This window comes from Reichenbachiella sp. (genome assembly GCF_033344935.1).
GTDB lineage: Bacteria > Bacteroidota > Bacteroidia > Cytophagales > Cyclobacteriaceae > Reichenbachiella.
The window spans coordinates 865086-878167 of sequence record NZ_JAWPMM010000001.1 but is presented as its reverse complement, the minus strand read 5'-3'; the positions used below and the strand labels follow the sequence as shown (position 1 = coordinate 878167).

13 protein-coding genes are annotated in these 13082 nt (G+C 39.4%); 8 read left to right on the top strand and 5 right to left on the bottom strand.

Going from position 1 to position 13082, the window contains the following annotated elements; genetic code table 11:
• Positions 1–46: 46 nt before the first annotated feature.
• The 3 genes from R8N23_RS03715 to R8N23_RS03705 form a co-directional block, all read right to left on the bottom strand.
• The gene (locus R8N23_RS03715) at positions 47–745 is read right to left on the bottom strand and encodes a hypothetical protein (RefSeq protein WP_318170218.1); all 699 of its coding nucleotides are present in this window, start codon (positions 743–745) and stop codon (positions 47–49) included.
• A gap of 16 nt (positions 746–761) precedes the next feature.
• On the bottom strand, positions 762–2204 hold the full coding sequence (locus tag R8N23_RS03710; RefSeq protein ID WP_318170217.1) for an ankyrin repeat domain-containing protein: 1443 nt from the start codon (positions 2202–2204) through the stop codon (positions 762–764).
• Between the two features lie 93 nt (positions 2205–2297).
• Positions 2298–2975, bottom strand: coding sequence for a response regulator transcription factor (locus tag R8N23_RS03705; RefSeq protein ID WP_318170216.1), 678 nt, complete (start codon positions 2973–2975; stop codon positions 2298–2300).
• Positions 2976–3038: 63 nt separating this feature from the next.
• On the opposite strand from R8N23_RS03705, the gene R8N23_RS03700 reads away from it, so the two are divergent.
• Positions 3039–5429, top strand: coding sequence for a tetratricopeptide repeat-containing sensor histidine kinase (locus tag R8N23_RS03700; RefSeq protein ID WP_318170215.1), 2391 nt, complete (start codon positions 3039–3041; stop codon positions 5427–5429).
• On the opposite strand, the gene R8N23_RS03695 is transcribed toward R8N23_RS03700, so the two are convergent.
• Together R8N23_RS03695 and R8N23_RS03690 are read right to left on the bottom strand one after the other, a co-directional pair.
• Positions 5413–6687, bottom strand: coding sequence for a sterol desaturase family protein (locus R8N23_RS03695; protein ID WP_318170214.1), 1275 nt, complete (start codon positions 6685–6687; stop codon positions 5413–5415). The genes R8N23_RS03700 and R8N23_RS03695 overlap by 17 nt on opposite strands.
• A 122-nt stretch (positions 6688–6809) precedes the next feature.
• Positions 6810–7244, bottom strand: coding sequence for an SRPBCC domain-containing protein (locus tag R8N23_RS03690; protein ID WP_318170213.1), 435 nt, complete (start codon positions 7242–7244; stop codon positions 6810–6812).
• Between the two features lie 71 nt (positions 7245–7315).
• Here R8N23_RS03690 and R8N23_RS03685 point away from each other — a divergent pair, with 71 nt between their 5' ends.
• The 7 genes from R8N23_RS03685 to nusA all read left to right on the top strand — a co-directional run bounded on the left by R8N23_RS03685 (position 7316) and on the right by nusA (position 13046).
• The gene (locus R8N23_RS03685; RefSeq protein WP_318170212.1) at positions 7316–7576 is read left to right on the top strand and encodes an OadG family protein; all 261 of its coding nucleotides are present in this window, start codon (positions 7316–7318) and stop codon (positions 7574–7576) included.
• Positions 7577–7580: 4 nt separating this feature from the next.
• Positions 7581–9452 (top strand): biotin/lipoyl-containing protein, encoded by a 1872-nt coding sequence (locus R8N23_RS03680; RefSeq protein ID WP_318170211.1) that lies wholly within the window; start codon positions 7581–7583, stop codon positions 9450–9452.
• Positions 9453–9463: 11 nt separating this feature from the next.
• Positions 9464–10654 carry a sodium ion-translocating decarboxylase subunit beta gene (locus R8N23_RS03675; protein ID WP_318170210.1) on the top strand — a complete coding sequence of 397 codons (1191 nt, stop codon included), beginning with the start codon at positions 9464–9466 and terminating at the stop codon, positions 10652–10654.
• A 39-nt stretch (positions 10655–10693) separates the two neighbouring features.
• Entirely contained in the window at positions 10694–10918 is a 225-nt protein-coding gene (locus R8N23_RS03670; RefSeq protein ID WP_318170209.1) for a type II toxin-antitoxin system HicB family antitoxin, read from the top strand.
• Positions 10911–11096: a type II toxin-antitoxin system HicA family toxin gene (locus R8N23_RS03665; protein WP_318170208.1), complete on the top strand. Its 186-nt coding sequence runs from the start codon at positions 10911–10913 to the stop codon at positions 11094–11096. The genes R8N23_RS03670 and R8N23_RS03665 overlap by 8 nt, the downstream gene beginning before the upstream one ends.
• A 227-nt stretch (positions 11097–11323) precedes the next feature.
• Positions 11324–11797 carry a ribosome maturation factor RimP gene (rimP, locus tag R8N23_RS03660; protein WP_318170207.1) on the top strand — a complete coding sequence of 158 codons (474 nt, stop codon included), beginning with the start codon at positions 11324–11326 and terminating at the stop codon, positions 11795–11797.
• A 4-nt stretch (positions 11798–11801) separates the two neighbouring features.
• Positions 11802–13046, top strand: a complete 1245-nt coding sequence (gene nusA / locus R8N23_RS03655; RefSeq protein ID WP_318170206.1) for a transcription termination factor NusA — start codon at positions 11802–11804, stop codon at positions 13044–13046.
• Positions 13047–13082: the final 36 nt, after the last annotated feature.

Here is a 13082-nt window from a genome sequence, read left to right as displayed (position 1 = left end):
ATACCTTTAGTAAAATTGGGGTATGATAGATCATACCCCAATTTTCTTAGAAGCGAAATGACTTCCCTAAGTTGAAATCTGTTCGACTGTATTTGATTCCATTTACTTCATTAGTGAACATTAAACCCGCTTCTAAATACCACCCTTTTTTGAAAAGTACTCTAGGGTAAATACTAGTCACCCACATATCTTTTGCATCACCCTGTTCAGAATTAGTAGCTACGACTTTTGATGTACTCATATTTATGCCAAGTGCAATTAAATTGGTCATTGCTTTTTCAATCAATAGAGCTGGGCCAACGATTACACTCCAATTTTCGGAGGTAGCATTATCACCAAATTCCACACCTACTGCTATAACAAAATCATCCTTCCCAACGATGTTGAACTTTAATTGAAACACACCTAAAATACCACTACTTATTCCATATTGGTTCAATTGGCTTTGATTATTAAGTCCACTTTCGTCATCCGTACCCATAAGCGATGACCAAAGTGCATCAGATCCTAAGGGAATTTGCCAACTAAAATGTGGTTTAGCACTACCTACTTTATCAGTTCCTATCCTCACATAAAAAGGCTTTAGAAAATTATACTTCACTTTGGCATCTCCTTGATCGTATTGAAATTGAGTATAGTTAAAGAAAATATCCCACTTCCTATTTTCATAAATTTCACTCAATTGGGCATGAGCATGCATAAATCCTAGAAGAAGCATGCTTAGAATGAGCATTTTAGCTTTCATAACTGCCTTATCGCTTTTAGAGTTTATTGTCTTTCAAATATTTAGAAATGTCTCCTAGCCCAATTTTTTTCGCATATGCGGAAGGGATATAAGAGCCATCGCTATAGCACTTGGTCGTTTTTTGCGTGTAGCTTCCCATATCAGTATAACTTGTTTTTTTCAACTGATTAACTTTAAGAGGTCTGTACCAATTAAGTCCACTTTCTTCTACCATATACTTAATCATTTCCATGTTTTGATTGTCTATGGCAAAGTAGATAGCCGATTTATTTTTCACTCCCGTGGCACATCCAGTATACATGTTATAGCTAAAACCCTCAGCATCTTCTTTGATGCTCGCTCCCTTAGACACTAAGTATTTGACCATCTCCAGATGATTATGCATGGTGGCTGCAATGATTGGTGTTGCTCCTTTTAAGCTTTGACCAATGGTTAAATCTAAAATTTTAGAAGTTTCTCCCATGTCTGCACCTTTGGCTAGCATAGCCTCTGCCACCTCTACAACACCCGTTTTTGCTGCCAAAGTGAAGCATTTACCGAATTTGGGATCTTCAATTTTGAAATCTGCTCCATTATTCAAAAGTGCCAACATGACTTCTTTCTTGTTTCCTACTCCACCGGCCAAAGCCGTGTGAAGCGCAGTTTGTCCTTGGTCATTTAATTGATCTATAGCTATCCCTGCGCTCAAGATTCTTTTCAGCACTTCCTCTGTTCTGGCATTCACATCATCAGGCAATGCTCCATACCAATCAGGAATTTTAAACCCAAATTTTTTCATATTATCTACGCCTTGAGCAAATAGCTCTTTTCTAGCCTGACGGGAATTGCCATAAGCCGCATATATATGAATTAATGGTTGGCCTGAAGCTAAATCTGTCTTGGCACCATTCGCCATCAACTTATCTATGCACTCCACGCAATTGGTAGCCTGAACGGTAAGGTTTAGTGCATAGACTTTTATTCCACCAGTCAATGCATCTCCGTATTGAGCCTTCAATGCAGCAATTCCGTCTTCATATATTTTTTTACTCTTTCCCTTTGCACTAGCTGCTTGCGTTTCCAGCATTTCAATCTGATCGTATATTGGTTTCATACGTTCGTCACGTATCAATCCAGGCAAATTCGGATCAGCACCATTATTGAGCAAAATTTCCATTACTTCCAAAGAATAATTGTTGCTAGCATTGATAATAGCGGGGTAATTACCACCATTTACATCCGCTCCATTGTTAATAAGCAGCTGCGTGATTTTTGGCCAGAAAAAAGCATTAGAAATGACAGATTTACCATCCTTGTCCAATGCGTTTGCATCAGCCCCTGCGGAAATCGCTTTGCTTGCTGCTTGAAAGTCACCCGCTCTACAAGCGGTGATCAAATCGTCATTAGGTCCTGCAAATAGATAGGTGCTTAAAAGCAATATAAATGCAGTGCTCAGTAAAATTTTGTTGATAGTTTTCATAGGATTTTTTGAAGTAAAGTTCAAAACCTATGGTTGCATAAAACATACCGATTGATGCCCAATTATACTCGGTACAAGTACGTAGTAATTAGCTTAAAGCGCTATCAGGCCATATTGATAGGCATATTTCAAAAGACCTACCACCGTCTCTTTATTAGTTTTTCGCAGCAAATTCGTTCGATGTGTATCTACTGTTCTTCTAGATATGAATAACTCTTCGGCTATTTGATCACTGGACTTTTCTTCCGCAATGAGCTGAAGTATTTCGAGTTCACGGCCTGTAAGTGTGGCTGAAGCCTCAAGTTTTTTCTTTTCCTTCACTATGCGTTCAAGAATAATATTCATGACCTCATTGGAATAGTAAGTGCCTCCATCTGCTATTCTCAATATTGCCGTCAGTAATTCCGTTTTTTGACTCTTTTTTAGAATATAACCCTCAGCTTCTGACATAGCAATGTCGGAAACCGTCTTTCTTTCGTTATTAGTAGTCAATACTAAAATTTTGAGATCGGGATATTTAGATTTCACGGACTTGACTAATTCTATACCGCTCATTTGAGGCATATTCAGATCTGTTACCAAGATGTCTGGCATTTGAGCTTTAATTTTTTGCAATGCCTCCTTGCCACCTGTGACGGCTCCCACGATGTCGAGGCTAGGCTCTCCTTCAAACAAAGCCATGAGTCCTTCCAAGAAAATTTCGTGATCATCTACAAGTAGTAGTTTGATGGGTGGATTATCCATATTCATCTTAGTGCTTACTAGTTCCAAATCTATCCAACTTTTTAAGAAGATTCTTATTAATTTAATTATTCGTTTATCAAACAAAACCGGATGAAAGCCTCCCTATTTTGTGCATTCCTGCTAAATGCCACCCTTCTATTTAGTCAAAATCAAACTATCGATAGTTTACTCATAGTACTCGAGAAGCAGGAGGACGGAATTGAAAAAATTGATATTTTGAATCAATTGGCCTCCGAATATATTCGAGCAGAGCCGGAAAAAACCAAAAACTATGCAAAGCAGGCCCTTGCACTATCTCAAAGTCAAAAATATTCCAATGGGGAAGCACTTGCTTATCGCATGCTTGGCTCGTTTTTCGAAGGGGCAAGCAAATATGATAGTGCAAAACAAATGTTTCAAAAGTCATTATCCCTATATAAAAGACTAGAAAATGATGAAGGGCTTAGTGATCTACTAAACGATATAGGTATACTTCATTATCAACTCAGCGACTATGAGCCTGCACTCACCTACTTAAAAGAAAGTAAAGGGCTTTTCAAAAAAATGGGGAATTCGTATGGCGAAGGGAAAACAAACATCAATATTGGATTGATTTTTATGGACAAGGGGCAAACAGACAGCTCCTTTTTTTATTTAAATCAAGCGTTTCTACTTTTCAAAAGTATTGACAATGAATTTGGGCAGGCGGTAGCCAAAGTCAATATTGGTATATTAATGAAAGACGCTGGCAGATATACTGAGTCGGTTAAAAATTATGAGGAAGCTATTCCCATTTTCCAATCTCTTGGTAACAAATACAATGAGGCAAAAATCTACACCAATATAGGCGTAGTCTACGAAGAGCAAGGTGCATTTGCCTATGCGCTCGAAAAATATCAGCAGGCCTTGAAATTATATACTGAGCTAGATAGCCCTGAAGGGCAGATTGAATGTTATGACAACATAGGTGTTATCCATAAAAATTTGGGAGAATATGAGTTGGCCTCCATGTATTTTCTGAAAGGACTTGAAGGTAATCTAGAACAAAAAGCCCTGTACAACGAAGTAAACAGCTACTTAAATTTAAGTGGTTTGCACATTGAACAAAATCAACCGAATCAAGCAGAAGAATTTACAACTAAAGGGCTATTTCTTGCCGATTCTTTAGGTTTAGAAAAAGACAAGGCATACTTACTCACAGCATTAGGGCAAGTCAAATTCCAACAGGGTAAATATGATAGTGCCAATTGGTTTTGTACCAAAGGTCTAGCAATTGCTCAGCGGCTGCAATATCACAAAATTCAATGTGCTGCCTACATCATTATGGCTCAAGTCACCACACCTCTGCTTACTCAAAGAAAATATGCGTCAAAGGCGTTTGAAATTGCCGATAGGTACAACTTATTGCAAGAGGTAAAAGAATCGACTCATCTTCTTTATCAATATTTTAAACTTCAGGCCCAGCCAGATAGTGCTTTGAAATATCATGAATTGTACACTAAAGCCCAAGATTCACTCTTTAATGAATCTTCCACCAAAAAGATTACGCAACTAGCCTCTCAGTTTGAATTCGATCAGGAAAAAGAAGCCATTGCTAATGAACGCCAAAAAGAGGCCTTTTTATTCAATCAAGAGTTGGAAAGAAAAAATACGATACAATGGATCTCAACCGCAGGTATCATTTCACTCATTGTTGTCGCATTTATTATTGGCCTACTTTATAATAAAAAAAATCAGATCAATAAAGCGCTAGCTGCTGCGAATATTGAATTGGAACGCCTCAACGAAACCAAAGACAAATTTTTCTCAATCATTTCTCATGATTTACGATCTCCGGTAGAAGCATTTACTAATATTTCTTTGATTTTGAATAGGCATTTAAAAGTTGCCAATTATGACCGAGTAATTGAGATTGGAGAAAAAATTGATCAAATGGCATCCAACATTTCGAATCTTCTCGACAATCTACTATGCTGGTCTATGCAAAGACAAGGTCACTTCCCTCATGTGCCTGAAAAGGTTTCCGTGAAAGAAATATTTGATGAAAACATCTCGCTATTCTCCGAACCTGCCAAAATGAAACAGGTGCAATTAGTATCACCTACCGAATCAGACTTAATGCTTTGGGCAGATGCAAATAGTACCAAAACGATCGTAAGAAACCTGGTGGCCAATGCACTTAAATTCACACAAAATGGACAGATCAAGCTCGAAGCTGATTTGGATGAGGATCAAATTAATATTCGAATTTCTGACACGGGAGTTGGAATGAATGACAACCAAATCAAAAGAATACTTTCACAGAATACTGTGAAAAGCTCCTATGGCACGGCAGGAGAAAGCGGTGTAGGTTTAGGACTCCAAATCGTCAAGGAATTTGTAGATAGAAACAACGGAACTCTTACTATTGAGAGCGAAATTGGAAAAGGCACAACCATAAATATCTTTTTACCTAGCTATGAATTGACTATGGCTAATGAAGAACTTAAGCAGACATCGTGAGTTGTCCTTTTTCTTTGTTTAGTTCCCAAACAACAAACCCAAAAGTCAGCAGTAGAGAAATCAAAAGGTACCCTATCACCACGAGGGAACCCCATTCCCAATGGGCATTAATTCCAAACCAATCGCCAGATTGCCAAATCCAATAAAGCCCACCAAAGCATTTGATCGCTTCAAATAGTATGGCCGATTTTTTCAGATCCATCAGCTCACTAGACGCATAGATGTGTATGAACAGAAAGGCTCCGTAGATAAACAAATTCGGAAAACCGATGCTAGCAAAATTGACTAACATCAAAATCAAAAATAGGTGCGTCATGATCAGTTGTACCCAAGACCAAATATGCAAAGCTTTAGACGCTTGAGTATCATATTTTACTTGATCCTTTGGGTCATCGATATAGTCGATTGGGTATTTATCTTTGATGTCGGCTGGCCTCCAACCCAAAGGCATAAACCAAATTCTAAACTTATCTAACCAGTTGCTCGTCCGCCAGGCATCCTTTATTAATAGCCACAAATGCTGGAAATTGATCAAAATAGGATTCCAGGTTTGAGGGGCCTTTTTCACACCATATACACATGGCTCTTCATCCAACTCTTCCTGAAATGTGCCAAAAGCTCTATCCCAAATACAAAAGATAGCCGCAAGATTTTTATCTAGATAAATAGGATTGATCGCATGATGCACCCGATGCTGGGATGGAGTTACTATGATGTACTCTAAAAACCCAAGTTTCGGTATATGCCTCGTATGATACCAGAATTGAAGAAATAGATGAATTGGACTTACAATGGCAATTACCTTCGGTGGCACACCTAAAAGTGCTGCCGGAATGAGTAGCACCGAATATATTCCAAAAAAAGACGATATACTCTGACGAAGAGCACAAGCCATATTGAATTCTTCACTACTATGATGTACTACATGTTCGTTCCAGAAATAATTCACATGATGCCTCAGCCGATGTATCCAATAGCTTGAGAAGTCAATACACATAAAGCATATCACATAAACTAATACGGTGCTTTCAATCTCAATAAGTGCCAGTTTTTCATACAACCAAGAATAGGCGATGACCACCAAAGTAAGCCCTAACAGATCCTTAACTGAATTCGTGATACCAGAGCTAATACCAGTGATGGTATCAAAGCTTCGAAAGGTGTTCTTTTTGACTACAAATCCATAAATAGCTTCCACTGCCATCAGCAGCAAAAAAACAGGAATGATATATAAAACAGCTTTTGCGTATGCTTCCATGGGTCGTTGTTAGTGAATCAAACTACAGTCATTCGTACTATAATTTGAATGGGTGAACTTTCAAAAGTAAAAAATTCAAACACTCAACCCAACCAAAACCGGCACTTTATTATGCGCGCATACTATATCACTTGCTCCTCCGCATAAGCTTTCATAGCCTCATTCATGGTCACAAAACCCTTAATTGTTTTGTCGCGGACTTTTTTCATGATAGGTCCTTGAAGAATACCAGTGAAGTTTTCCCCGTGGATAAATTGTGTTTGAAACTCTGTGACAGGATGCAACTTGAAGTAATGATTACCGGCAAACAATCCTTTAAGTAGAAGTTTACCCGTCCATTCAAATCGACGTCCCTCCTCATAAGCCACCACTTTTGGCTTAAAGAAGTTCTTTCTTCCATCCATGTTTATGATCACATCGAGTTTATTGCCCAATACAGCATCCCCTTCTACAGTAATGAATGGATTCCAATCACGATAGGCATCGAAGTTCATTAGCACACGCCATACTACTTCTATAGGTGCGTCTATCAATATTTCCGTTTCAATATTTTTCATGCGAATTCTATCGGTTTCTACAATATTATTTAAGTTGCAATTAAGTAATTAACAATAGGTTAGCAAAATTTATGACAGAAGAACTTCGAACCGCTTTCTTACTTATGGGAGTTGGAATGATTACAGTTTTCATTGTTCTACTCTGTGTCGTAATTGTCGGTAAGCTTTTGATACGCTTCGTCAACCGTTTTGTTCCTGCTCTTGAAACAGCAAGCCAGCCGCCTGCCCCTACATCAAAAATTGCGCCAGCTAAAGTGGCCGCAATTACATCCGCTGTTGAAATTTTCACCAAGGGCAAAGGAAAAATTACTAACATCACAAAAATGAACTGATATTATGGGAAGAGAGATAGGACTGTGTCTGGTATATCGTGACATGTGGCAGTCATCCGGAAAATATATGCCACGCGTTGATCAATTGGTCAAAGTAGCCCAGCCGATCATTGACATGGGTTGTTTCAAACGAGTTGAGACTAATGGCGGGGGTTTTGAGCAAATCAACCTGCTCTACGGTGAAAATCCCAACATATCCAACCGAGCATGGACTCAGCCATTTAACGATGCAGGCATCCAAACACAGATGCTCGAAAGAGGACTAAATGCTTTACGCATGTATCCGGTACCAGATGACGTCAGAAAACTGATGTTTAAAGTAAAGAAACTGCAAGGCACTGACATTTCGCGATCATTCGATGGACTCAACGATGCTAGAAATTTGGAAAAATCAATAGCATACGCCAAAGAGGGAGGTATGATTTCACAAACCTGTTTATGTATTACCTACTCTAGGATCCACACAATTGACTATTACATCAAAAAAGCCGAAGAGCTGATCAATTTAGGTGCAGAGGAAATATGCATCAAGGATATGGCAGGCATTGGCCGACCAGTATCCTTAGGGAAAATCGTAGCAGGAATCAAAGAAATTAAACCCGATATACTCGTGCAATACCACGGCCATTCAGGCCCTGGGTTTTCAGTTACCTCTTCGCTCGAAGCAGTCAGAGCTGGAGCAGATATAGTCGACGTTGCGGTAGAGCCTTTATCCTGGGGTACAGTTCACGCCGATTTGCTCACCGTGCATGAGGTGCTCAAAGATGCTGGTTATTCTCTACCAGATATCAACATGAAAGCCTACATGCAGGTACGAACGCTTACTCAGGAATTTATTGATGACTTTTTGGGGTATTATATAAATCCAAAAAACAGATTGATGAATTCCTTGCTCATCGCTCCTGGTTTACCTGGCGGGATGATGGGCAGCTTAATGGCTGATTTAGAAAATAATCTAAAGAGTCTGAACAAGTGGATGGAAAAAAACAACAAACCGCAGCTTACACAAGATGACCTGCTGATCAAGTTGTTTGATGAGGTCCAACACGTTTGGCCAATGATGGGCTATCCTCCGCTGGTGACACCTTACAGCCAATATGTAAAAAATGCCGCCTTGGTCAACGTCATGCAAATGGAAAAAGGCAAAGAAAGATGGTCCCTGTTAGATGACAACACCTGGGACATGATGCTCGGTAAATCTGGCCGTCTGCCTGGAGAGGTAAGTGGTGAGTTAAAGCAACTGGCAGAAGAACAAGGAAGAGAGTTTTTTGAAGGGGACCCTTCTGACTTGGTTCCTGATTGCTTGGATGACTTGAGAAAAGAAATGGAAGAAAATGGCTGGGATACTGGGCAAGATGATGAAGAGCTGCTCGAATATGCCCTCCACCCTCAACAATACATCGACTACAAGTCCGGAAAGGCTAAAGCTGATTTTGAAACTGATCTGGCCCAACGTAGAGCAGAAGAAAATGCTCCGGCAAATCAAACCACTATATCTGATGGCACTTGGGATCTTGGCCCTAAGTCCATTCAAGTAGATGTAAATGGTGAAAAATTCAACGTCAATATCTCGTATGAAGGAGGTGATACTCATACGGATAGCGCTCCTTCCTCTTCCACTCAAACCCCTACTTCCAACGGACATCTGAAAGAGATCTTAGCTCCATTGGAGGGCAAAGTATTTCTCACCAAGGATTCCTCCGAAACTGCGAAAAAAGTAGGGGACACCGTCCAGGAAGGAGACGTGATTTGCTACATAGAAGCCATGAAAGTAGTAAACGCCGTGAAGGCAGATCAAAGTGGTACCATTGCTGAAGTCTGCATCAAAGACGGAGAAGATATTTTCGACGACGATGTCCTATTCAAATTGAACTAACGACTATTTGAATGGAACTACTTCGCAAAGTATATGAAATGACCGCTATCGGTGACCTAGCGACTCATCCTGAAAACATCTTGATGATTCTGGTGGCCTTTGGGCTATTGTATTTAGGCATAAGAAAGCAGTATGAGCCGCTTTTGTTGGTGCCAATTGCTTTTGGTGTACTTCTAGCCAATTTTCCGGGCGGAGAAATGGGTGTTGTAAAAATTGAAGAAGGTAAAAACCTATTGGAAATTGCCCGAGATCATGGCATCATGAATTTTCTCTATTATGCTTTGATAAAAACAGGGTTCCTTCCTCCAATCATTTTTATGGGAGTTGGTGCGCTCACCGACTTTGGCCCAATGCTGAGAAACTTGCGATTGGCTTTCTTTGGTGCAGCAGCCCAAATTGGTATATTTTCGGTTTTGATTGCGGCCATTTTGATGGGGTTCTCCCCAAAAGAAGCCGCAGCGCTCGGCATTATAGGAGGAGCCGATGGTCCAACGGCCATTTATACCACCATCAAATTAGCTCCTCACCTCTTAGGCCCAATTGCTATTGCCGCCTATTCATATATGGCTTTGGTTCCTGTGATTATTCCATTTGTAGTCCGGTTAACCATGAGCAAAAGCGAATTGGCTATCAACATGAAAAAACAGGACAAACTATATCCTTCAAGTACAGCCATTAAAAACCTACAAGCGGTAAAGATTTTGTTCCCAATTGCCTTGGGTACGATTGTCGCGATTATGGTGCCTTCTTCGGTTCCATTGGTTGGCATGCTATTGTTTGGCAATCTGGTAAAAGAAATTGGCAACAACACTTCCAGATTATTTGATGCGGCATCCAACTCAATCATGAATGCGGCGACTATTTTTCTTGGACTTACGGTAGGAGCCACCATGACAGCTAAAGCCTTCTTGAACGTAGAAACTATCATGATTGTAGTTGGCGGATTCATTGCTTTTGCCATTTCAATAGCAGGAGGCATTTTCGCCGTGAAGGTTTATAATTTGGTGGCTAAAAAGAAAATCAATCCACTCATAGGTGCCACTGGATTATCTGCAGTACCTATGGCGTCTCGGGTGGCCAATGATATTGCTTTGAAGCACGACTCGTCTAATCATTTGCTTCAATATGCCATGGCCAGCAACATTTCCGGAGTAATTGGCTCTGCTGTGGCTGCAGGTGTTTTAATTTCGTTTTTAGGGTAATGTTTCAACTTTTAAACACCTGAATTCGTATATTTGAACATGCTGAATTACAAAGTTTTGTTTCGAGAAGAACCTGAAGGAGGCTATACAGTTTTCGTACCTAGCCTTGAAGGCTGTATTACTTATGGAACTAACCTAGAAGAAGCTAAGATTAACGCCAAAGAGGCCATTGAATTGTATATTGAGTCGTTACAATCTGACTCTCTTCCTATTCCTACAGATGACAATTTACTTGAGATGAACTTGCAAGTCTCTCATGCCTGATTTCAGCTCAAAAAGTATCATTAAATTATTGATCAAAGCTGGCTTTACTCTGGACAGAATAAAAGGAAGTCACCACATTTATAAACACTCCAACGGAAAAAGAGCAGTTGTACCACATCCAAAAAAAGATTTACCGAAGGGTACGTATCACTCCATATTAAAACAAGCAGGTATTTAATATTACCGTTGTTGGAGATGTCAAACCTTTAGCACCTCCAAATAGCTTCGAAAGCTTGTAGGCCTAATGACCTGCAAGACCATGTTATTAACCATATCTATACCATTTTCTGGCATCCAATATTCTTCCAAATATTTGTTTTGACGGATTATTCCTCTACATTTGCATTCGAAATATAGATTTCTTGAACGAGGGGACTTCAGTCCCCTCTTTTTATAGTAGGAATTGTGACTGAAAGCATCGTAGATCAAGTACAAACTGTTGTTGAAAATATCCTCTCTGAGCAGGAAGACCTGTTTCTAGTAGATATTATCAAAAAAGGCAATGACCGTAGTGGTAAGTTGATTGTGTTGCTAGATGGAGATCAGGGAATTACTATAGAAAAATGTAGTGAGGTGAGTAGAGCAGTTTCTCATTTTATCGATGAGGAAATTGAGCTTAGCGAGCCTTTGACATTAGAAGTCTCTTCAGCGGGATTGGATCATCCGCTCAAACTGAATAGACAGTATGTCAAAAACATTGGCAAAAATGTAAAGGTGACCTTGAATGACAAATCCATTGTGGAGGGTCAGTTGAAGAAAGTGGAAGACACTTCTATCGAACTAGAAATAGTGATTGATAAAAAGAAGAAAACTACTGAAACCAAAGTCATCAATACTGAGGATATAAATAAAACTATTGTTCTAGTTTCATTCAAATAATAAAATGGATAGTTCTGTATTAATTGAGTCGTTTTCGGATTTTGCAAAAAGCAAAAATGTAGACCGTCCTACCATGATTAGAATACTCGAAGATGTATTCAAAACCATGATCCGAAAGAAGTTTGAGTATGATGACAATTTTGACATCATTATCAATGCTGACAAAGGTGACCTTGAAATCTGGAGGTTTAGAGAAATCGTTGATGACAACTCAGAAGACATCTGGGATCATGACAAAATTAGTTTGACAGATGCTAGAAAGATTGAGCCTGATTTCGAAATTGGTGAAGAAGTAGCTGAAGAAGTAAAACTGATTGATTTCGGTAGAAGAATGGTGATGACAGCCCGTCAGACCCTGATTCAGAAAATCAAGGATCTAGAAAAAGACATTCTATTTCAAAAATATAAGGATCTAGTTGGTGAAATCATCAACGGTGAGGTATACCAAACTTTGAGTAGAGAAGTATTGTTGATCGACGGCGAGGGTAATGAATTGACCATTCCTAAGTCAGAGCAAATCAGCAAAGACAGATATAGAAAAGGTGATTCTGTAAGAGCTATTGTAGATCGCGTGGAGATCGTAAATGGCAACCCTAGAATTATCTTGTCAAGAATCTCTCCTACTTTCCTTGAAAGACTTTTCGAAAGCGAAGTACCTGAAGTTTATGACGGTTTGATTACGATCAAAAAAGTAGTTCGTGAACCAGGAGAAAGAGCGAAAGTAGCTGTTGAATCTTACGACGACAGAATTGATCCAGTAGGTGCCTGTGTAGGTATGAAAGGGTCAAGAATTCACAGTATTGTACGTGAATTGCAAAATGAAAACATTGATGTGATTAACTTCACTGACAATATGGACTTGTATATCACCAGAGCATTGAGCCCTGCAAAAATTACAAGTATCAAAATAGAAGAAGAAAACAAAAGAGTTTCTGTTTACTTGAAGCCAGACCAAGTTTCCTTGGCGATCGGTAAAGGTGGACAAAACATCAAATTGGCGAGCAGGCTGGTAGACATGGAGATTGATGTCTTCAGAGAGCTAGACGGACTGGAAGAGGAGGATGTAGCATTAGCAGAATTTACCGACGAAATCGAAGATTGGGTAATCGACGAGTTGAGAAAAATCGGTTTGGATACTGCAAAGAGTGTCTTGTCACTATCTACTGAAGAATTGCTTAGAAGAACCGATTTGGAAGAAGAGACCATCAACAATGTGTTGGGTGTCTTAAAACAAGAATTTGAACAATAAGCTGATTATTATAATCAGAAAGAATACTTTTTAATT

Coding starts and splice junctions, on each gene's coding strand:
- R8N23_RS03715 (WP_318170218.1), bottom strand. CDS start 745: ATGAAAGCTAAAATGCTCATTCTAAGCATGCTTCTTCTAGGATTTATG.
- R8N23_RS03710 (WP_318170217.1), bottom strand. CDS start 2,204: ATGAAAACTATCAACAAAATTTTACTGAGCACTGCATTTATATTGCTT.
- R8N23_RS03700 (WP_318170215.1), top strand. CDS start 3,039: ATGAAAGCCTCCCTATTTTGTGCATTCCTGCTAAATGCCACCCTTCTA.
- R8N23_RS03695 (WP_318170214.1), bottom strand. CDS start 6,687: ATGGAAGCATACGCAAAAGCTGTTTTATATATCATTCCTGTTTTTTTG.
- R8N23_RS03690 (WP_318170213.1), bottom strand. CDS start 7,244: ATGAAAAATATTGAAACGGAAATATTGATAGACGCACCTATAGAAGTA.
- R8N23_RS03685 (WP_318170212.1), top strand. CDS start 7,316: ATGACAGAAGAACTTCGAACCGCTTTCTTACTTATGGGAGTTGGAATG.
- R8N23_RS03680 (WP_318170211.1), top strand. CDS start 7,581: ATGGGAAGAGAGATAGGACTGTGTCTGGTATATCGTGACATGTGGCAG.
- R8N23_RS03675 (WP_318170210.1), top strand. CDS start 9,464: ATGGAACTACTTCGCAAAGTATATGAAATGACCGCTATCGGTGACCTA.
- R8N23_RS03670 (WP_318170209.1), top strand. CDS start 10,694: ATGCTGAATTACAAAGTTTTGTTTCGAGAAGAACCTGAAGGAGGCTAT.
- R8N23_RS03665 (WP_318170208.1), top strand. CDS start 10,911: ATGCCTGATTTCAGCTCAAAAAGTATCATTAAATTATTGATCAAAGCT.
- nusA (WP_318170206.1), top strand. CDS start 11,802: ATGGATAGTTCTGTATTAATTGAGTCGTTTTCGGATTTTGCAAAAAGC.